We start from the raw sequence: 20,425 nt of genomic DNA, 5'->3' as shown, positions 1-20,425 counted from the left end.
AGAAATGAGGTGAGAACTTATGAACGGTTACTTTTTGACCGATCAGGGACAGGTAAGACAACATAATGAAGATGCAGGCGGTCTGTACCACAATGCTAACAACCAGATACTCGCCGTGGTGGCTGATGGGATGGGAGGCCACCGGGCTGGTGATGTGGCGAGTGAAATGACTGCGTCCAATTTACATACAAAGTGGCAACAGGCTGGCAGGATGGCGACCCCGGAACAGGCAGAAGGGTGGTTAACTCAGGCTATCCACGAGGTGAATGAGGACATATTGAATTATGCATCTCATCATGAAGACTGTATAGGGATGGGGACAACTGTCGTGGCGGCTATATGCACTGAACAGTTCGTCACAGTCGCTCATATTGGCGATAGTCGCTGTTACTTGTACAATTCGTATGGATTCAAGCAAATTACTCAGGATCATTCTCTTGTCAATGAGCTGGTGCGATCGGGTCAGATCAGTAAAGAAGAAGCAGAACATCATCCAAGGAAAAATGTTCTGTTAAAGGCTCTAGGAACAGAGTCTGGCATAACCGTGGAACGAAAATCGCTCATGTTTGAATACGGCGATATGCTCTTACTGTGTTCGGATGGATTAACGAATAAAGTAACAGATGAGGAACTTACTGTAATGGCATCTTATCAAGGTAAACTTCATGAGTTTTCCCATGAAATGATCAGACTCGCAAACCAACGAGGCGGGGAAGATAATATTACGTTAGCCGTTGTGGAATATGATTCACCTGATGCGAAAGAAGGTGAAGCATAATGTTGCACCATCGGCTGCTGAATGATCGTTATCTGATCGATAATATGATCGGTGGCGGCGGAATGGCTAATGTTTATCATGCTCGGGATAAAATTCTTGACCGGGATGTTGCAATCAAAGTGCTCCGGTTGGAATACGGAGACGATGAAGAATTTATTGCGCGCTTTCACCGAGAGGCCCATTCTGCTACAAGTTTATCCCATGCTAATATTGTCAATATATATGATGTCGGGGAAGAAGACGATATTTATTATATGGTCATGGAATATGTTGATGGACTAACGCTGAAACAATACATACAGCAGAATAGTCCGATCAGTGTAGAAGAAGCACTCGATATCATGCGCCAAATCACGTCAGCCATTTCCCATGCCCATGACAACGGCATCGTTCATCGTGATATTAAGCCGCAAAATATATTAATCGATCATTATGGTCATGCGAAAGTGACCGATTTTGGGATTGCAATGGCGCTCAGCGCGACAGCTTTGACTCAGACGAATTCGGTTTTGGGGTCAGTTCATTATTTATCACCTGAGCAGGCTAGGGGAGGGATGGCCACAAAAAAATCCGATATCTATTCCCTTGGCATCGTCTTATTTGAACTTTTGACAGGCAGATTGCCATTTTCAGGCGAATCCCCTGTTTCGATCGCGCTCAAACATTTACAACATGACACACCTTCATTGAAACGATGGAATCCTGATACTCCACAAAGCGTTGAGAATATTGTGTTAAAAGCAACTGCAAAAGACCCGTTTCATCGTTATGAGTCGGTCAGTGAGATGGAAGAAGCGATTGAAGTTGCGTTCGATCCTGACCATATAAATGAACCTGTGTTCACAATTCCAGACGATGAAGACGAACAAACGAAGGCGATCCCGGTCATTACTGAGGAATCTTTCTCGAATAATCAAGAGGGGGATACCATCGTTCATACGAATGGGCAGCAAACCAAAACCCATCCTGAAAAAGAAACGCCTCCTCCTAAGAAGAAAAAGAAAAAGCGATGGATATGGGCTGTATCGATTGTGACTGTTCTCCTCCTTGCTGCTATTGCTGCAATTTTCATGATTCCCGGCATTATTCAGCCAAAAGATGTGGAAATGATTAATGTGGATGGAATGGAATATGAAGAAGCGTACAGTGAACTGAATAATTTGAATTTAAATGTTGAACGAGAAACAATGTATTCAGAAAACATTGAAGAAGGATATGTTATTAAATCAGACCCTGAAGCCGGAAGAATTATTGAAGAAGGTTCGACTGTGACACTTTATTCCAGCCGCGGGAAGGAAAAGGTCGCGTTTGGCAGTTATGTAGGCGACGATTATGAAAGCGTTAAAGCCGAGCTTGAAGAGAAAGGTTATGGGAACATTATCCCGATTGAAGAGACGTCTGACCAACCTGATGGGCAAATTATAGAGCAAATCCAGCCCCAGTCCGAAGAAGAAGTCGTACCTGAAGAAGCACGCGTCATTTTCAAAGTGAGCGTCGGACCGCCTACCGTGATGTTGAAACAACTTGAAGGGGAGACCCGGGAAGATGCGGAAAGCTATTTAAATGAAAATGACCTTAATGTGGAATTCGAGGAAGCCCACTCAGAGGATGTCTCAGAAGGGCATATCATTTCTCAGGAACCGGAAGCTTTTTCTCAAGTTGAAGTGGGTTCCACTGTCACCCTTACAGAATCGATAGGGCCAAAAGAGGAACCCCCTCGGACAGAGACCGTCAGTGTTACGGTCCCGTACCAGCCAGACAACTCAGATGATGAAGATTCTTCAGGCAATAATGGTAACGGCGCCAACAATGGCAACAACGGAAATAATGGAAACAACAACGAGAATAATAACCAAAATAATGACTCAAAGGAACAGAAGGTGCTCATCTATATTGATGATATGAATAACGATATTTCTGAAGTCTTCCGGGAAGAAACGATAACCGAAGAAACAGAATTTGAATTTGATTTAACGATAGCACCGGATCGTCAAGCCACATATAAAGTCGTGCGTGACGATGAAGTCATTAAGGAAGAAACTGTTTCCTACTAAGAAGGTGGAGCAAAATGGCAATAGGTAAAATAATCAAATCGATCAGCGGATTCTATTATGTCTTATCGGGAGAGACACTTTACCAGTGTAAAGGCCGGGGTATCTTTCGTAAAAGGAAAGTCACCCCGCTAGTCGGCGATGTGGTCGAGTTTGAGGAATCGAATCAGGGAGAGGGCTCCATTCATACGATTCACGATAGAAAAAATGAGTTGATCCGCCCCCCCATTGCTAATGTGGACCAAGCTATTATCGTCACGTCAGCTATACAGCCTGAGTTCAATCCGCTGTTATTAGATCGCTTTCTGGTCCTGATTGAATCGAAGAATATTCAACCGCTTATCATCATTTCGAAGATGGATGAAGTAGATGACGCCCATTTTCAAGACATCATGGATTATCGGGAGATTTACGAAGCAGCAGGGTACCCGGTCGTGTTATCCGCGACTAACGACCAGGAAGGAATTGAACGCATTACGTCCCTCCTTGAAGGTAAAATCACGGTGATTGCGGGGCAATCAGGGGTGGGAAAATCCTCTTTACTGAACGTAATTGACCCGCGCTTATCAATCGAGACCAATGAAATATCGACCAGTCTAGGCAGAGGAAAGCACACAACGCGACACGTAGAATTGTACGAGGTATCCGGCGGCTTTGTAGCTGATACTCCCGGATTCAGTTCGCTTGATTTTGACGGCCTTGAATCAGAAGATTTGCCATCTTGTTTTCCTGAGTTTGAAGCTGTTAAACATGAATGTAAGTTTCGCGGCTGTCTTCATAATAAAGAACCGAAATGTGCCGTGAAAGACTACGTGGAAAGCGGTTATATTGCCAGACGACGCTATCAGCATTATTTGCAATTTCTTGAAGAAATCCAGACGAGAAAGCCGAGGTATTAGCATGACTAAAGTTGCGCCTTCGATCTTAGCATCAGATTTTGCCCAGTTAAGAAATGAAATCGAATCCGTCGACCACGCGGGAGCGGATTATATTCATGTCGATGTGATGGATGGACATTTCGTCCCTAACATTTCGATTGGTCCCTTGATAGTAAATGCCATCAGACCGATCACCGATCTTCCTTTGGACGTTCATTTGATGATTGAACATCCGGAGCAGTATATTGAGGCCTTTGCCCAGGCGGGAGCGGATTATATCACCGTGCATCAAGAAGCATGCCCCCACCTTCACCGGACGATCCAATTGATCAAACAGTATAATGTTAAAGCAGGTGTTGTGTTGAATCCGGCTACACCCGCCGACACAATCCGACCGATTTTAGGCGATATCGATATGGTATTGCTGATGACTGTTAATCCTGGGTTTGGTGGTCAAACGTTTATCGATGCAGTGATCCCTAAAATTGAACGCCTCCACCAATGGCGGTGTGAGCAGAATCTTTCATTCGAATTGGAGGTGGACGGAGGTGTCAATTCAGACACTGCAAAAACGTGTATAAATGCGGGAGCTGACGTCCTTGTAGCTGGAAGTGCGATCTTTAAAGAAGAGGATCGTCATGCCGCTATAGCAGCCATCCGCCAGACTTAAGTAAAAGCCGTGCGTGTCTTCCTCGTGCGGCTTTTGAATGTTTCCTGAGTTTTGTACATAAGGGGTGAATGAGGGTGAAGCGAATAGCGATCGTTGGGGGCGGGCCGAAAACGGATATTCCCCATCTGACATTATATAAAGATGACATCGATTTATGGATCGGAGCAGACCGGGGAGCAGAAGTTCTTGTGGAGCACGGCATTCCTATCGATGTTGCCGTTGGGGACTTTGATTCTATTACGGCTGATTCCTTGCAGGCTGTTAAACAAAACGCAGTGACTGTGGAGCAATATCCTGCTGAAAAAAACGAAACGGATTTGGAGTTAGCTGTAAAATCGGCATGGGACGTAGCTGGTGAGAAACAAATCGTCCTGTTTGGTGTCACAGGCGGACGGTTTGACCATAGTTTATCAAATGTGCAGTTGCTTTATGAATTAGTCGAGCGCGGGTGCCGAAGTGTGATTGTAGATGTACAGAATGAAATCGAACTATTTCACCCAGGTACCTATAGTCTTGAGCATAAAGCGCGATTTCCTTATGTATCTTTTGTGCCTATTTCGTTTAACGTTCACGGGCTGACATTAACGGGTTTCCGTTATCCATTAACCGGTCACAGCGTAGCGTTCGGCTCGACATTATGTATTTCAAACAAGCTCATTTCAGAAACAGGTACTTTTTCATTTGAGGAAGGCATACTATTGTTAATAAGGAGCAGAGACATGGGGTAATCATTCTGTCCATTATAATGGGATTTGCTTAAGAGGAGGGGGACTCATTGAAATTTTATACTATTAAACTCCCTAGATTTGTTGGAGGGATAGTTCGGGCTGTTATAGGTACGTTTAAAAAAGGATAACAAAAAAAGCACCCGGTTAAGGGTGCTTTTTTTGTAGGGTTATACGCGTTCTACTTTACCGGATCTTAATTCGCGGGCAGAAACATATACTTTCTTAGGTTTCCCGTCTACTAAAATGCGGACTTTTTGAACGTTTGCTTTGAATTTACGTTTATTAGCGTTCATAGCGTGAGAACGGTTGTTACCTGTATGAGTGCGACGTCCGGATACAACACATTTACGTCCCATGTAAATCCCTCCTGTTACATACATAAATCTTGAAACACTTTCTCAATATATCACACAGGTTGGACATTTGCAATCCACCTTTGCATATTATATCAAGAATTTTCTCTTGACAGATAAACAGAATTGTTACAAAGTATAATGGGGATTGAGATAGAACGATGTATGTATTCATTGCGATATTTATGATACTGCAAGCGCTCTCAGTGAGCCTTGTGGTATAATGAAGAGACTAAAGGTTGTATTAAAAGGAGGATATTTATGTCCGTTGATTTGAATACGAAATATGGTCATGTGACGATAAGCAATGAAGTCATCTCTACAATTGCCGGAGGCGCAGCAGTAGAGTGTTATGGCATTGTTGGAATGGCGTCCAAAAACCAACTGAGGGACGGACTTGCTGAAATGCTGCGCAAAGAGAACTTTTCAAAAGGGGTTGTCGTCAGGCAGGAGTCTGATTACCTTCATATTGATATGTACATCATAGTAAGTTATGGGACGAAAATTTCTGAAGTAGCTCATAATGTTCAATCTCAGGTGAAATACACCTTAAGCAAAACAGTGGGGTTATCTGTTAACTCTGTCAATATATATATCCAGGGTGTACGGGTGACAAACACCTAGAGAGATGTACATGGCGATCAAAGGAGGAATATAGTGTGACGGTACGAAATCTTGATGGTCAGATGCTCGCAGAGATGGTTCTGCTGGGCGCGAACCATTTAAAAAATAATGCTCAAACCATTGATGCTCTCAATGTTTTCCCTGTACCAGACGGGGACACCGGGACGAATATGAATCTATCGATGAGTTCTGGGGCAGAAGAAGTCAAACATGTGAATCAAAATCACGCAGGGGTTGTCTCTACTGCGCTGGCAAAAGGATTGTTGATGGGAGCCCGGGGAAATTCCGGTGTCATTTTATCTCAGCTTTTCAGGGGATTTTCTAAAGCTGTCGAACAGCGTGAAACTGTGACTACGAAAGAATTTGCTTCAGCGTTGCAACGAGGGGTGGAAACAGCTTATAAAGCTGTTATGAAACCGGTTGAGGGAACCATTCTTACAGTAGCTAAAGATACCGCTGAAGAAGCTGTCAAATGTGCTGAAACAGAAGCGGATTTCATTCCTTTCTTTGAGAATGTCGTGTCTTCAGCAAAAACGTCCTTGCGTCATACACCAGAGCTTCTACCGGTCTTGAAGGAGGTCGGGGTTGTTGATAGCGGGGGACAAGGGCTGCTCACGATCTATGAAGGAATGCTTTCAAGTTTAAAGGGCACGCCGTTACCCGAAGACGATACGGAAGTTACGATGAACGAAATGGTCAATGCTGAGCACCACAAACTGGCTCAGGATTTTATGAAAACAGAAGATATCGAATTTGGCTATTGCACGGAATTTATGGTGAAATTTGAAGAGGACAAGCTAGACGAAACACCTTACAGCGATGACGATTTCCGTCAACAGTTGAGCACCCTCGGGGATTCGCTGCTTGTTGTATCAGATGAAGAGCTTGTAAAGGTGCATATCCATGCTGAACACCCAGGAGATGCGTTAACAATGGGTCAGCAATACGGAAGTCTTATTAATATGAAAATTGAAAATATGCGTGAACAGCATACATCGCTTGTCGGGGAAAAGAAATCGACCACTCCTGTTGAAAAAACCAAATCACAATATGGCATTGTCACGGTTTCGATGGGTGAAGGGCTCAAAGCACTATTTGAAAGTCTTGGAGCAACGGTGGTCATTCAAGGCGGTCAGACCATGAACCCGAGTACACAGGACATTTCTGATGCCATCACTGAAGCGCATGCGCACAAAGTGATCATTTTGCCAAATAACAAAAATATCATTATGGCGGCAGAGCAGGCAGCTGAACTTGCTGAAGAAGATGCTGTGGTCGTTCCTTCTAAGACGATTCCTCAAGGCATGAGCGCCCTGCTTGGTTTCAATCCTGAATTGGAATTGCTCGAAAACTTTGAAGAAATGAAGTCGTTGTTAAACGAAGTTAAAACAGGACAAATAACGTATGCCGTGCGGGACACTTCGCTTGACGGCATGACAATCGAAAAAGGTCAATTCATGGGTATTCAAGACGGCGCGATTAAATCCACACAAAAAGACAAAATCTCAGCTGCAAAAGAGCTTCTCTCGAGTATGATCGATGAAGAGGAAGACGAAATCATCACGATTTTACGAGGAGAAGAAGCGACGGACGACGAAGTGAGCCAGCTCGAAACCTATCTAGAAGAAAATTATGAAGATTTAGAAGTTGAAATCCATGAAGGCGGCCAGCCGATTTATTCCTACATTTTTTCGATTGAATAATATTAAATTAAAAAACCTCTCCCGGTTGTAATCGGGAGAGGTTTTTTTATCGGTTGGGTGGCGCAAAAATGAGGGGGACCGGAATGTATGAAGAGCGTTTATGTTAACCAGAGGAAGATCGTTTGGATTTTTTGTTGTGTTTTTTCATTTTTTCAATGGCTGCAGCCATCGGATGTAACGCCTTCTTTTCTAAAAACCCTTGAGTCTGAGGAGCCGAGTTAACTTCAATGATCCACATGTTACCTTCTTTATCGAGAGCAAGGTCACACCCCCAAATCAGGTGATAGTGAAAACAGCGTGTTAAACAGCTTGAAATCGAAACAGTCGTTTCATCCAATCGCTTTAACACGTCCGAAGGGGGGGCTATTAATGTACTATTTTCTAAAGCTTCATCAACCGTGTAAATAGACGAGCCGAGAGAGAAATTCGTAATGGCGACGTTTGGCTCTGCAACACGGGCATATTTGCCCGTAATCGACCAATCATGTCTCAGCCCTTTGCGTTGGGTAATAAACCTGAAGTCAACATTTCTCCCGTTGATGGTAAGGAGTGGAATATATTGCTGAATTAAGTAAGCTTGTGACCCGCTTACTTTTTTTGATAAATAGTGCACCAATTCTTCCCTTATCTTAAAAGTGTACGTTTTATTGAACGTGCATACCTCATAGCTTTGAGGGGCGTGTTCTGTGACAATGATGATCCCTTTGCCGGCTGAACCTTTAACGGGCTTGATAATGATTTTAGAGAAGTCATCCAGTAATTGTTGCACATTTGTTTCATTAAATAGCTTCGTTTGAGGTAAGTATGGTGCCAATACAGGATCGCCACTTAAAATTTGGTGTTTGTGCCACTTGTTATTTACTTTCCATTTTCCCACTGCTCCACACTCCTAAAGTCAAAAAATATCCATTGTGTGTGTAATGATGCTCTGGTATATAGATTATCTTATGACAGAAGACAGATTATGACGATAGCCGGACCGGATCAGTTTGAATGGCGAAACCAACTCTATAAGGACGTGTGGCAGGGAGGTGCATACAATAGCAATGGAAAGCGAACACAAGATATTGGCGTCACAAGGAGGTGTTTGGAAATGGATCATTTGGGGATATTAGTCAGCTCAATGCTCTTTAATAAGATCCGAATGAATCGAAAGACATATGAATGTATAGCATGTTACGAAAAGGCTTCTGAACGCTATGGCTTAAAACCCTGTTTTTTTAAAATCCAGGATCTCACACGAGACCACCGATCTTGCCGTGCCCTTATGCGCAACAATAAAGGGGCTTATTCCGTACAGACCATTAACACCCCACGCGTCATTCATAACCGCAAATTGAATCATGATGGGAAGGACCAAAAGGCGATTTCAGCCCTTCAGAAAAACGGGGTCATCGTTTTCAACGATTTTACACGCTATAACAAGTTGCATATCTATCACCTATTAAATAAGTCCGCTCATTTAACGCCACATCTTCCGTTTACGGCTTTAGCTACAGAGAAAAATGTTCGACTGCTTTCATCCATGTCCAACAATTTGATCATTAAGCCCGCTATCGGCAGTCTGGGTGATGGGATAATGACGTTGACACGGAGAAATAAACGGATATGGTCGTATACGACACATGATGGTAAAACAGCGACTTTTTCATTAGGTCAAAAATGGCCATCTGATTTAGCAACTATATTTCAACAAGGCAGCCACATTATTCAAGAGAGAATTTCTCTGGCAACGTATGAGGGCAGACCTTATGATATCCGGGTCGCTGTTCAAAAAAATCGCGTGGGGGAATGGCACATAACCGGTTTAGTTGCCAAAGCTGCGAAAAAAGGAAGATGGGTCACCAACGTCGCATCAGGAGGAACGTGTTATCCGTTGGACGTCGTGTTCAATCAAACACTCCTTAATAATAAAGCAAAGCACCTCCAAGATGTGAAAGAGCTTGCTTTACGCGTAGCAGCGCAATTGAATACGAGCTATCCGAATATGGCTGACTTGGGTCTGGATATCGGTATTACCGAACAAGGTTTTCCCATGTTTATCGAATGCAATGGTCGTGATCAGCGTTATTCATTTCTTGAAGCAGGGTTAACAGAGATTTGGGAGGCGACCTATTCCACAGTCATCGAATATGCGGATTATCAATTCAAACAGCTCCAAAAGGAAAGATAAAGATGAATGCGTTACATGTATCCTAATTGTTTCATTTCACGTTTGCAGACTCTTTCTGCTTCTCTCAAATATGCGCTATTCTCGGTGTCCTTTTTCCATCTGCCAATGGCTGAAGTAGATAATCCTCCGGAAAATGTGTTGTTAAAAGAGGAATTTTGAAGAAATTCCTCTCCTTCACGGTCTTTGTAAGTCTTTAGAGACCAATCCAGTTTACAATTTAAGAAGTCTGCTAGTTCTTTGCTTACGCTATTTTGAACAAAATCTTCATATTTTAGGATATAAAAGGAGTCAGGATATTTTTTCTGCAGACGCATAGCATGGTTGACTTCTGTTTTCCACTGGTTACATTGTTTAGTCATGATGGATTCACGAAAAGATGATTGATTAAGATATCGTTGTTTTGTCGACAATAAGACATCGCGTATATCTCTAACGACATATAATCCTAATACGTCAGGATCAGTCATTAAGGGCTCCAGAGCAAAGAGGGATTGCGTGCACTTATTTCCTACGATAATATCGTTTGGTGAGGAGATAGCACGTAATGAAGCTTTATAAATATCGATCAGCTGGTTAGAGTCAGAATAATTAACTCTAGGTAGCAGGCTAAAGTTATCGAACTCTTTTTGTAAGCCAGTAATCAAGTTGGACTTTTCGCCTTCTGTCAAAACACTTTTGTCTATTTTTTGATTTCGCAACGAAATAAGAAAATCCCGATAAATGGTAACATGGTCTTGCGTGTTAAGGAAGTTGGCTACAATCGTGGTTCCACTACGCATCAATCCACTAATATAGAGGTATTTCATAATTAATTCTCCTTTCTAATTTTCTTTTCATTTGAGGTACGTATTAACCAATTGGCTAATCTGATCCGATGGAGGAGCAGAGAGATCCAACGATTGATTTAATAAGGTTTGGCCGTGCTCGATCAGTTTAGCTCGATACCGGTTATATTTGACAATTTTTTTCATCGTCCTGTAAAACACTTTTTTATTACGTACTATTGCTCCCGCCCTTGCATTAGCTAAATGACGATGATACCCGTTATAGTTTTTTCTATAGTGGTAATCGATTTTGGGCTGAAGTACAATAATTCCTTTGTTAAACAATGTGGCTTCAATAGCAGTCGTCGAAGAAATGGTCATAAGAAAATCACTGTGATGGAGGATTTCATATAAATCCAGTGAAGGAGGAGATAAGATTATTTTGTTGGATTGGACATAGCTTAGATAATAAGCTCTATCTTTAGGACGTGTTTTAATCAAAATGGTGATAGGAAGATTTTCGGCAACAGATTCAAACCAGGGCATAATGTCAGCGATCACTTTCTCTGAAATAGGTTGAGAGAAGTTTTGAGTTGCAAATGTAATGATGATGTTTTCCTTAGGAATGTTTAATCGATTGTTAAAATTGTCTCGTGTTAATCTCGGTTTCCGATTTTCATTTTCAAAACGGAGACTGCCAACTGTTCGGATTCTTCCAGAGTCTATCCCTTTATTTTCCATCCATCGTTTGTAATTATCTCCCCATACACAATAGTGGGTAGCAAATGCAGGTAGTATAGAGGCGTCAGTAAGTAACCAATATTGAACCCAAATAAAAGGCAAATTATATTTTTGACAGAGTATCGATAATGCTTTTCCTGGAAATCCAACTAAATCCAATCCTAAGATGACTTTGATATTATGTTTCAAAATTAATTCCTCGAGTACTTTGATGATTTTCATAGAAACTAACATAATCCCGAAAATGCGTTTCCTAAACGAAGTTGAACCGAAGATTTCATGTTTTCGGTGTTTATTTAATACTTTTTTTACAGCTGATTTATACTTTTTTCGCGATTGAGCGGATATTTTTGTATTATTGGTAATGTTTTGCAACTGTATGGTTTTATAATTTTTGGGGAGATGTCGATTTTTTAGTGAGTCTTCATCCATTTTGTTGGATATCGTCAATATAACAGGATGATTTGGATATTTTTTGAGTGCGAATGTTAGGAAAGCTGCAGGCATCATAATTGCATTTCGTTCAGTGTCGTTTAATAGATTCTTAGCGACACGGGGGGGCGTGAAATATTTCATAGGGTCCTTAGTCGAGTGGATCTTGTACTGACTGATAAGCGACTTGGTGGGTTTAGTCATTCGTTTTTCAACCACAGGTGAGATGATGCTTTGAAATGATGTGAACATCATAAGTGTAAGGGGGATCCCCCTATACTTAATGTGTTTAAAAGCATCATGAAATTGCTTCATTAACCCGTAAGTTATGATGAAATGGTTATCGAGGGGTTCACCTCCGTACATAAAAGGTTACCTTCTTTCTTTTGGTTTAATAATAAAAACTTATTCAATACTCATGAGACAGGAGTTGACCTACTTAGGGTATAATCATGTGAGATCGTCGATCAAACGTCTTAGACGCAAAGAAGGTAAATCCGCATCGTCTATTGTATATTTGAGACAGTGCTGACCTTTCTCAATTAATGCGCTCTCAGCTTGAGTGGAGTGAAGCAGATTATTAATCGTATGCATCATATCGTGTTTATTACGAATGATGGCCCCAGCATTTGCACTAGCAAGGTGACGGTAAAAGTCGTTGTAATTATAACGAAAGTCGTAAGCGATACTCGGCTGTAAGATAATGATCCCTTTTTTGAACATAGCACCTTCAATTGCTATATTTGAAGAAATGGCCATAATATGATCACTTGCATTCAGAAGATCATAGGAGTGAAAATTAGAAGGAGCCAAGATAATCTGTTTATGTTTTACAAAATGCGAATAGTCTTGATGGTCTCTTCGATGGGGCTTGATAACGACTGTTACAGGCTTATTAGAAATGGAATGAGTGATCCAGTTCATCATAGATGAGTTGACTTTTCCAGGATAATCCTGGGTAAAAAATGTGATGAGTTTGTGATTATGGGGTATCCGCAGCCTTTTATCTACTGTCAATCGGTTCTTAAGTTTGGCTGGGGTTTTTTGGATTTCGAATCGCAGGCTGCCGATTGACAAGATCTTGCTTCCGGCTATTCCACGTTCTTCCAGCCATTTTTTATAGTACGTACCCCAAACGCAATAGTAATGAGCTCTGGAAGGGATGATCGAAGCATCTGTTGATAAATAGTATTGAACATTTATGAATGTGAGGTTGAATTTGTGAGCCAACAGGGCAAGGATATTACCCGGAGCAATATATTCATTCAAATATAAAATTATTTTGATTTTCCTTTTACGGATCAGATTTTGCAACACGTATATTTGCTTCATGGAATTGACGATTTGTTTGTGAAGCATTCTCTTGAAGGAAGAGGTTCCGAACACTTCATGATTCTTTTGTTTACGAATCAGATTGTTAGCTCTGTGCTTCATGTTCTTGAACGCCTTCTTAGGCATCTTGGTGGAGAGTGTGCTTTGCTTGAGATTAAATATTGAAAAGTTGGCTGGAATCCGGGGGTATTCTTTTATGGTATTTTCATCGTTTTTATTTGAGATGAGCAAAACGACCTGATGATGTTTCAATGATTTCAATGCCATGGGCAAAAATGCACCTGGTACTAATACAGCTTTCCGCCCGGGTTCATTAGCCAAGTTCTTTTGGCATAATGGAGCCCGGTACAGGGTCTTTTGAACTTCTTTCATCGATTTAAAGTTATAGGATTTTTTCTTGATATAGCTGTTATTGGTTTGGTGCTTGTTGACGAATGGTTTTATAACACTGAAATGATAGTGATAAATCATAGTCAGGGGCAGTTCAATGGAGGAGTAAGACAGTGAACTGAACGTTTCAAAAAACTCTTTTGTTAATCCATACCTTATGCGGAGATGATTGTTTAATTTATGATCACCGTACAAATGTTTTCCTCCTTGCTTCGTAGTATAGTGTTTCATGAGTGAGCTATTGATATCATATGTTTTATCTATCAGTCCGTATAGTTCATTCCCCAGTTTTGATAAAAGATTTCTGATTCTCTCGCCATAAAATTAATAAGGGGTGGACAAATTCCTTTCGATGCTTTGAAAATATGGTAATACCCTGGTAAAAGTTTTAGGTTTAACTCACATAATGCTGTACATACAAAACCGCTTGGATTTAGTACCCAAGCGGTTTGTTTCCATTATTTTACTCCAGCACAGTCCAGCCTCTACGCGGATATTACTGTTCGATAGTTTAAGAGAATTTTGGCATAGTCCATAACACAAAACGGCAGAGTTTCACCGCTTTTTTTATTACCTAAAGTCACTCTCTAACAATCACTTTAGCAGGTACTCCTACGGCTGTACAGTCATCAGGAATGTCAGTGATTACGACAGACCCGGCTCCAATGACACAGCCCTTCCCTATTCTAATATTGGGAATGACAATGGTGCCTGCCCCTAAATCACTTAGAGATTCGATCTGAACGTTCCCAGCCACATGACTCCCTGGTCCAATATTCACGTAAGATGCAATGGAACAATCATGATCAATGCTTGAGGATGTATTTATAATGCAGTTTTCACCGATCGTAGAGGAAGGATTGACAACGGCACCTGCCATGATGGAACTTCCAGCGCCGATTACACTACTCTTTGCTATGACACTTTTTGGATGGATGGCAGTGATGAGAGACAAATGCTGCGCGGTTAATTGGTCAGCCTTGTGTTTTCGTATCGAGGGCGAGCCGATAGCGATATGCCAGCCTGTGATCGTGGAAGCTTCTGATTGGAGTGAATCAAGGGAATCTGAAAATGTTGTAGGTGTTCCCTCGAGCTGAGCAGGTGAAGAAGTGAAATACACCAAACGATGGTGAGGGCATGTGAGCTGGAAAATATCTGTTATGACTTTCGCATGCCCTCCTGCGCCGATTATACCAATCATGTCATCACGCCTCCGTTCAATCGGAACGATCCTGCATAAGCAGGGAAGCGATTTGAAAATCGAGAGCCGTATCAATATCAATGGAATGTTCGCGTGACATGATATAAGGAAGAGTGGATGGGCCGAAAAAGGATTTATTTTTATATAGACTCGCTGTCTTGATGGCATAAATAGCTCCGTTTATCCGATAAAGCTCCTGATTGGTTCCGTTTTTTAATAAATCGGAGTCGGAACAAAAGGGGGAGATCATGCCTTCTGTCGTTTTCTCCAATAGCGTATTGGGGTGGTATTCAAGGGTAGACATACTTACGATGGACTGCGCGTCTTGCTGCTCCATGAGAGCAAGGGCTTCATCGATGTGATGTTCTGTACGCAAGGGGGATGTAGCCTGAAGCAGGACAAGAATCTCGGGCTCAAAGCCTTCACTGGACTTGCAGTAATCTAATACGTGGAGACAAGCGTCCATAGCGCTCGCAGTATCATTTGCCAGTGACGCAGGACGCAGGAACGGCACTTGTGCACCGGCATTTGCTGCAACATCTGCGATTTGCTGATCATCGGTAGAGACAATATAACGATCGATATGTCGAGACTTTCGTGCTGCGTTTATTGTATATTCGATCAAAGGTAAACCTTGAAGTTTTTTTATGTTTTTGCGAGGCAGACGTTTAGATCCGCCTCTCGCAAGAGTTATGCCTAACACGGAGACCATGCTGATCACTCCTTCTTAGAGGGTGGGGGATGAACTGTAAGTGATAGGGTGGTACCATTGCGCTGCTTTTCGATACTGCTCGCTCACAGTTAAAAGTTTAGGATCAGGATCAGGATCAACATCAACATTAAGAAACGCTTTAACTAAACGGTACAACCCGGGTTTATACTTTGCGTCAAGCTCATCGTCTGTCCTGGTTTGCTTGAAGTCGAATGAATCAAGCATTTGTACGCGCAATTCCTCTAACGGTTGTAAACGAAGCCTTCTGTTGTCCGTTACAAGTTCAATTCCCCATCGACCTGGAGCATTCCAATTGGCATGATATGAAAAAAGTGCTCCCTTTTTGGTCTTGCCTGCCCCACAAAACACAGCTCCTGGCGGATGCCAATTAAGAGGAGTAGCTTGGTGGGTCGTAATGGTTTGAGGCTCGCCCCCTAAATGAAAAGCTAAATCGATAACATGTGTGGAGTTGGCTAACAACCAATTCTTCTTAATGTCAGCAGGCGTGTTGGATGATTGAATGCGACGACCTAATTCTGTGAAATCGAATGTGAACGATTTCACACCACCATCCTCACGAATGAATGCTTCCGCTTTGAGCGCGGAACTATAAAAGCGGCGGTTATACGCTACATAGACATTGGCTTTTTGAAAAGTGGTTATCTGGTTTAGCTGGCGCAGCTCATCGATGTTAAGAGCAGCAGGTTTTTCAACAAGAATCTGTTTAACGCCATGTTTAAGCAAGCTTCTTGTAACTGGGGCGAGTTGATCGACGCCCACACTAACAATGGCCTGCAAGGGGAGAGAGGAAGACGTAGATAAATAGGCATCCACTCCGCCCGAAATGGCAGAATGCCCCGTCATATCAGTGAAGCGTTCAGCACTCTTCTGACTGCGACCAATACACAAATAGTCGATGTTTTGAGCTTCCAGTACTTTCGCATATTCCATCGCCATTGATCCGGCTCCGATTAACACTATGCGCTTTAGGATATCGGACATTTCGTTACATCCTCTTTTCGCTGATTATTAAAATGATTGGTCAACGACTGAAGTAAAGGCAGATGGAGCTGCCACGATAAGGAAAAAGAGGGCAACTCGCACGTTCGGTCATCTAAAATGCTTTGTGCAACGAAATGAGTCAGTTGACTCTGATAGGGGAAGACGCAGTTTGTCTCCCTCCATGTCCAGTTATTCACAGGCTCTGAAATCCAAGCTTTTTGTTCAGATGGCCGTACGATACAGCGCACGTTTGCGGTATGCACGTCGATAACGAGAGGAGCTGAACCTTCAGCAAACGATGTCATGGTAATGTGCTGCCCGTTTCTTCCTGTTCCTGTTAAAGACCCAGTTACTTCCAGGAAACCATCCCGCTTACTGTCAACGATAGTGGAATGAAGTGAACCTGAATCTAACTTGAATTCCGATTCGTCTGATAAAAACGCAAGCAAATCAAGTTGGTGGATGGCATTGGATGCTAAATTCCATCGGCTGCCACTGATGGTATAGGTGATCGTATCTTCAAGGTATGGTGATTGTGCTATTAATGATTTTAAGTTTTTAAAAAAAGGGTAGGTTCTCATCGGGCAGTTTACCCATGCTTGCACGTTTTTGGCTGTCATGTGATCAGATGCGTTTTGGAAGGCATCAGCATGCTGAAACACGACTTTCTCCATAATGAGAGAAGCCGCTGATTTTTCCTGAAGCAGCGTATGCAGGACTGTTTCTCTGACGCGAGAAGTCGTAGCAATAATGACTAAACTTAAGTCCTGAGGGAGTGCGGATAGATCAGAGACGTACTTCACCTCCTGTTTGTAACGGGGCGGAGGACTTTGATCATACAGTTGTTTAGCTAAGTGCAAAGATGCGTCGCTTGTATCCACGACATGCAAACGAATCGGGCGATCGATCAATTTTAAAGCTTGCATATGGCGCCTGCCGATCTGGCCTGCCCCGATGATTGCGATATTATCAACCGCCATGATACCAGCTCCTTTCTTAGATGAATGCATCAATATTATAAGTACCTAATACAGGTGAGAGGTGATCGTTTAACGTCATCGGCTGTAATACCAACCCAGGTGTGCTGATGAGCTTCATAAACAGGCGCTTTGTATTCTGCTGATTGTTTATGAATTGAGGCTGACTTTTTAAGTAATAAATCGGTTTCGGTTTGGAATAGTAATAGACAGGTTTGTTGGATAATAATGCTTCGTAAGCTGCTGCAGATGAATGGGTGATCATGAAGTCACTTAAGGTTATCAACTGTTGGAGAGAGGTACTTCCATGTTGATGAATGCGAGAGTGAATGGAGGATAAGAGAGGTTTATAGGTGCTAGCGTTTTGATCCGGATGAAGTTTGTAATGGATTCTTATGTTAGGTGCATAGGGGCGGACTGCAGTTTCGATATCTCGTATCATTTTTGTGTTGAATGCCTCACCTAAAGGTTGTAGTGCTACGAGGACATGGTAAGGGGCTGAAGTGCTATGTTTATTAGGAGGCGTTGAAATGCGTCGGGATGGAGGAGGGGAGGACTTCTGATGGATGTGACTTTTTGGGAAGTAGGGAGGAACAATTTTGATTTTTTCTTTTGGGGCCCCGTGAAATTCCAGGAATTTCTGATGTGATTTTCCCCATACGAGGTTCATATCAGCATTGAGCGGCAGGTGCCCGATATCTCCTAAAATACCGTGCTGAAAGTTTATCGTACAAATGTGCCGGCTTTGGGCGAAGGTGGTGACAAGGACGCCGTGTCGATTGATGGTAGAGCCGTATAACGTTTTAGAAATGGGATATTTCTCAAATAAAGTGTGTAGTTTCCGTATGGACACTAATAACTTCTTTACTGTTTTTCGCATCCATGTACAAAAATATTTTTTTCGGTAGAGTGCAGGTGTTTGCCGGTTCTTGAATATCCGGTTCAATTCCTGCATCACGCGTTTCGCTTCGCTGACAGGCAGTTTTTTTTCTGGCAGGCTCGACAGGTTGTATAATGGACGACACTGTTTGTGACGTAACATTCGTTTGTATTCATTTTTATGATGCGCTAAATAAATATAGGACTGTTTCGAGTTTTTAGTCAGGGGGTAGAGATCGGCTCGAGCTAATATATACCCGCCAGCATTCTGCTTTGGCCGCGATTTCAATAAATATGGCTCACACGCTTTTTGGATTGAGGACTCAGGTTGTCGCTTGATGAAACGCGTGTCGATTTTTGATAAGTTCTTTTCAGTGAATTTTTGAAAATCCCGTAAGAGCAGGAGGGAAATTGGCAGTCTGTCATAATATATATGTGCAAATGTCTGCAAAAATTCAATGGTGAAACACCAGATTGTTTTAGTTTTTAGTTGCACCAGTGTCCCCCCTCCCTTCCTCATCAATAACAGTTAATATACTTATGATGTCGCTTTCTTGCAAAAGCTCCACTTGATCTGAACGAAATTTTGGGGCGGTGTTTCGTTTAAAATGAAGAAACGAATCAACAGAATCCGGAAGAATGACATAAAGTTCAGGATCTTCGACCACGCGCTCGAATTCATGCGCATAAATAAGCTCTTCGTACAGTTTCTCGCCAGCTCTTTTACCAATCTGTTTAACAGAGGGGAGTGATTTTCCTTTATCTTTATAAAAGGTTCGAATCGCTTCAGCGAGCATGAGGATATTCAAAGATTTCATTTTAAATATGAAAGTTTCACCGCCATTGGCATAATAGGCTGATTTCAACGTCAATTCCGCTGCTTCCGTTATCGTCATGATGAATCTGGTCATACTGGATTCAGTTACGGTTAATGACTCACCCGACTGAGCTTGTTTCAAAAATAACGGAATAACAGACCCCCTTGAGTTCAACACGTTGCCGAATCGGACAGAGCAAAACTGAGTCTGGTCATTATTCAATTTAGTATTCGCATTCAAAAATAATTTTTCTGAAAGCAGTTTCGTCGCCCCCATGGTATTTGACGGGTTGACGGCTTTATCCGTACTGATATTGACAACTTTTTTCACCTTATTCAAAATACACGACTTTATGACATTTTCACTGCCCATAACATTGGTTTTAATTGCTTCAAAAGGATGCTCCTCGCACACAGGGACTTGTTTGAGTGCTGCCACGTGAAAGACCATGTCGATGCCTCTCGTTATATACTCCACAGCCTCATACTCACGAATATCCCCTAAATGGAAAAAGACATTAGGATGATGCATATATTTTTGTTTCATTAAATATTGATTGCTGTCGTCTTTACTAAAAATGATCAGTTTCTTCGGTTCATAGTTTAGTAATGACGAAACGATACACTGTCCGATGGAGCCAGTGCCGCCGGTTACTAATATATTTTGATTTTTAAAGTATTTTTTTAAATCGTTGTGATTGACCATCAGACTTACACCTCTATTCTTATGAGAGTTCTAATAGTTAATTTATGACGATAGACAGAGCGTTGAATCAGTAAGCGGCCTATAATACAGGGATTTAACGTAAAAAGGGCATAGGTTTGTGATAAATGTCCAGATGGATGTGGCATTTAACCCATAGTTGATAGGGCAGTAAGTGTTATGCAGTAAACGACCTTCACGATACAACCGACGGATGACGTCTTGTATCGTGAAGGTCGTTTGTCCTTCTCTTCTTCACTGCATCCATGGGATGGGGCAAGAAAGGCTTTCTAGATAGAAAACCTATTCTATTACATGCATTATCCAGCTCCCGTGTTTTAGCGGCTAGGATATTTCCCTCAACCTCCAATTCCCGTCTTCCCACAATCCTCTCCTTATGGCTGAATCACCTGCTTAACGAAAAAAAACGCTGATGCAGCTTCTAAGACGACCAGTGCCTGTCATAGATTATTTATAGTGGATGTTGGCGTACTCCAGGACATTTCATCAGCCACAA

At 42.1% G+C, this 20,425-nt stretch carries 20 protein-coding genes; 9 read left to right on the top strand and 11 right to left on the bottom strand.

The window, feature by feature from the left end:
- Positions 1-19: 19 nt before the first annotated feature.
- From HOP45_RS08610 to spoVM, 6 genes are all read left to right on the top strand, one after another.
- Positions 20-778: a Stp1/IreP family PP2C-type Ser/Thr phosphatase gene (locus HOP45_RS08610; RefSeq protein WP_181348856.1), complete on the top strand. Its 759-nt coding sequence runs from the start codon at positions 20-22 to the stop codon at positions 776-778.
- On the top strand, positions 778-2,832 hold the full coding sequence (pknB, locus tag HOP45_RS08605; RefSeq protein WP_181348855.1) for a Stk1 family PASTA domain-containing Ser/Thr kinase: 2,055 nt from the start codon (positions 778-780) through the stop codon (positions 2,830-2,832). The genes HOP45_RS08610 and pknB overlap by 1 nt, the downstream gene beginning before the upstream one ends.
- Before the next feature lie 14 nt (positions 2,833-2,846).
- Positions 2,847-3,728, top strand: a complete 882-nt coding sequence (gene rsgA / locus HOP45_RS08600) for a ribosome small subunit-dependent GTPase A (RefSeq protein ID WP_181348854.1) — start codon at positions 2,847-2,849, stop codon at positions 3,726-3,728.
- Position 3,729: 1 nt separating this feature from the next.
- Positions 3,730-4,377: a ribulose-phosphate 3-epimerase gene (rpe, locus tag HOP45_RS08595; protein ID WP_181348853.1), complete on the top strand. Its 648-nt coding sequence runs from the start codon at positions 3,730-3,732 to the stop codon at positions 4,375-4,377.
- Positions 4,378-4,451: 74 nt separating this feature from the next.
- Positions 4,452-5,105, top strand: a complete 654-nt coding sequence (locus tag HOP45_RS08590) for a thiamine diphosphokinase (protein WP_181348852.1) — start codon at positions 4,452-4,454, stop codon at positions 5,103-5,105.
- A gap of 47 nt (positions 5,106-5,152) precedes the next feature.
- A complete protein-coding gene (gene spoVM, locus HOP45_RS08585; RefSeq protein WP_181348900.1) occupies positions 5,153-5,233 on the top strand; it encodes a stage V sporulation protein SpoVM in 81 nt (26 codons plus the stop codon).
- Between the two features lie 39 nt (positions 5,234-5,272).
- Here spoVM and rpmB read toward each other — a convergent pair whose 3' ends face one another.
- Entirely contained in the window at positions 5,273-5,461 is a 189-nt protein-coding gene (rpmB, locus tag HOP45_RS08580) for a 50S ribosomal protein L28 (RefSeq protein ID WP_181348851.1), read from the bottom strand.
- 258 nt (positions 5,462-5,719) lie between these two features.
- Here rpmB and HOP45_RS08575 point away from each other — a divergent pair, with 258 nt between their 5' ends.
- Together HOP45_RS08575 and HOP45_RS08570 are read left to right on the top strand one after the other, a co-directional pair.
- Positions 5,720-6,082, top strand: coding sequence for an Asp23/Gls24 family envelope stress response protein (locus HOP45_RS08575; protein WP_181348850.1), 363 nt, complete (start codon positions 5,720-5,722; stop codon positions 6,080-6,082).
- A 35-nt stretch (positions 6,083-6,117) separates the two neighbouring features.
- A complete protein-coding gene (locus tag HOP45_RS08570) occupies positions 6,118-7,785 on the top strand; it encodes a DAK2 domain-containing protein (protein WP_181348849.1) in 1,668 nt (555 codons plus the stop codon).
- A gap of 103 nt (positions 7,786-7,888) precedes the next feature.
- On the opposite strand, the gene HOP45_RS08565 is transcribed toward HOP45_RS08570, so the two are convergent.
- Positions 7,889-8,662, bottom strand: a complete 774-nt coding sequence (locus tag HOP45_RS08565) for a YheC/YheD family protein (RefSeq protein ID WP_181348848.1) — start codon at positions 8,660-8,662, stop codon at positions 7,889-7,891.
- Between the two features lie 216 nt (positions 8,663-8,878).
- Here HOP45_RS08565 and HOP45_RS08560 point away from each other — a divergent pair, with 216 nt between their 5' ends.
- Positions 8,879-9,958: a YheC/YheD family protein gene (locus HOP45_RS08560; protein ID WP_181348847.1), complete on the top strand. Its 1,080-nt coding sequence runs from the start codon at positions 8,879-8,881 to the stop codon at positions 9,956-9,958.
- Positions 9,959-9,969: 11 nt separating this feature from the next.
- Here the strand turns inward: HOP45_RS08560 and HOP45_RS08555 are convergent, their stop codons facing one another.
- The 9 genes from HOP45_RS08555 to HOP45_RS08515 form a co-directional block, all read right to left on the bottom strand.
- The gene (locus HOP45_RS08555; protein ID WP_181348846.1) at positions 9,970-10,764 is read right to left on the bottom strand and encodes a sulfotransferase; all 795 of its coding nucleotides are present in this window, start codon (positions 10,762-10,764) and stop codon (positions 9,970-9,972) included.
- Between the two features lie 27 nt (positions 10,765-10,791).
- Positions 10,792-12,150, bottom strand: coding sequence for a glycosyltransferase family protein (locus HOP45_RS08550; RefSeq protein WP_181348845.1), 1,359 nt, complete (start codon positions 12,148-12,150; stop codon positions 10,792-10,794).
- Between the two features lie 195 nt (positions 12,151-12,345).
- Positions 12,346-13,812 carry a CDP-glycerol glycerophosphotransferase family protein gene (locus HOP45_RS08545; RefSeq protein ID WP_181348844.1) on the bottom strand — a complete coding sequence of 489 codons (1,467 nt, stop codon included), beginning with the start codon at positions 13,810-13,812 and terminating at the stop codon, positions 12,346-12,348.
- Positions 13,813-14,197: 385 nt separating this feature from the next.
- A complete protein-coding gene (locus HOP45_RS08540; RefSeq protein ID WP_181348843.1) occupies positions 14,198-14,818 on the bottom strand; it encodes an acetyltransferase in 621 nt (206 codons plus the stop codon).
- A gap of 16 nt (positions 14,819-14,834) precedes the next feature.
- A complete protein-coding gene (locus HOP45_RS08535) occupies positions 14,835-15,530 on the bottom strand; it encodes an acylneuraminate cytidylyltransferase family protein (RefSeq protein WP_181348842.1) in 696 nt (231 codons plus the stop codon).
- A gap of 15 nt (positions 15,531-15,545) precedes the next feature.
- Positions 15,546-16,532: a Gfo/Idh/MocA family protein gene (locus tag HOP45_RS08530; RefSeq protein ID WP_181348841.1), complete on the bottom strand. Its 987-nt coding sequence runs from the start codon at positions 16,530-16,532 to the stop codon at positions 15,546-15,548.
- Entirely contained in the window at positions 16,517-17,512 is a 996-nt protein-coding gene (locus tag HOP45_RS08525; protein WP_181348840.1) for a Gfo/Idh/MocA family oxidoreductase, read from the bottom strand. Before HOP45_RS08525 ends, HOP45_RS08530 begins: the two co-directional genes overlap by 16 nt.
- 16 nt (positions 17,513-17,528) lie before the next feature.
- Positions 17,529-18,884 carry a hypothetical protein gene (locus HOP45_RS08520; RefSeq protein WP_181348839.1) on the bottom strand — a complete coding sequence of 452 codons (1,356 nt, stop codon included), beginning with the start codon at positions 18,882-18,884 and terminating at the stop codon, positions 17,529-17,531.
- Entirely contained in the window at positions 18,868-19,911 is a 1,044-nt protein-coding gene (locus tag HOP45_RS08515) for a polysaccharide biosynthesis protein (RefSeq protein WP_181348838.1), read from the bottom strand. Before HOP45_RS08515 ends, HOP45_RS08520 begins: the two co-directional genes overlap by 17 nt.
- Positions 19,912-20,425 lie beyond the last annotated feature (514 nt).

It is taken from the genome of Thalassobacillus sp. CUG 92003 (assembly GCF_013618635.1).
Classification (GTDB): Bacteria; Bacillota; Bacilli; order Bacillales; family Halobacillaceae; genus CUG-92003.
Note: the sequence above shows the minus strand (reverse complement) of the source record. Positions and strands in the feature narration are given on the sequence as shown.

Bases quoted from the DNA above. Each gene is read 5' to 3' on its own strand.
- HOP45_RS08610 (WP_181348856.1), top strand. From the start codon at position 20: ATGAACGGTTACTTTTTGACCGATCAGGGACAGGTAAGACAACATAAT.
- pknB (WP_181348855.1), top strand. From the start codon at position 778: ATGTTGCACCATCGGCTGCTGAATGATCGTTATCTGATCGATAATATG.
- rsgA (WP_181348854.1), top strand. From the start codon at position 2,847: ATGGCAATAGGTAAAATAATCAAATCGATCAGCGGATTCTATTATGTC.
- rpe (WP_181348853.1), top strand. From the start codon at position 3,730: ATGACTAAAGTTGCGCCTTCGATCTTAGCATCAGATTTTGCCCAGTTA.
- rpmB (WP_181348851.1), bottom strand. From the start codon at position 5,461: ATGGGACGTAAATGTGTTGTATCCGGACGTCGCACTCATACAGGTAAC.
- HOP45_RS08575 (WP_181348850.1), top strand. From the start codon at position 5,720: ATGTCCGTTGATTTGAATACGAAATATGGTCATGTGACGATAAGCAAT.
- HOP45_RS08560 (WP_181348847.1), top strand. From the start codon at position 8,879: ATGGATCATTTGGGGATATTAGTCAGCTCAATGCTCTTTAATAAGATC.
- HOP45_RS08555 (WP_181348846.1), bottom strand. From the start codon at position 10,764: ATGAAATACCTCTATATTAGTGGATTGATGCGTAGTGGAACCACGATT.
- HOP45_RS08550 (WP_181348845.1), bottom strand. From the start codon at position 12,150: ATGATGTTCACATCATTTCAAAGCATCATCTCACCTGTGGTTGAAAAA.
- HOP45_RS08540 (WP_181348843.1), bottom strand. From the start codon at position 14,818: ATGATTGGTATAATCGGCGCAGGAGGGCATGCGAAAGTCATAACAGAT.
- HOP45_RS08535 (WP_181348842.1), bottom strand. From the start codon at position 15,530: ATGGTCTCCGTGTTAGGCATAACTCTTGCGAGAGGCGGATCTAAACGT.
- HOP45_RS08530 (WP_181348841.1), bottom strand. From the start codon at position 16,532: ATGTCCGATATCCTAAAGCGCATAGTGTTAATCGGAGCCGGATCAATG.
- HOP45_RS08525 (WP_181348840.1), bottom strand. From the start codon at position 17,512: ATGGCGGTTGATAATATCGCAATCATCGGGGCAGGCCAGATCGGCAGG.
- HOP45_RS08515 (WP_181348838.1), bottom strand. From the start codon at position 19,911: ATGGTCAATCACAACGATTTAAAAAAATACTTTAAAAATCAAAATATA.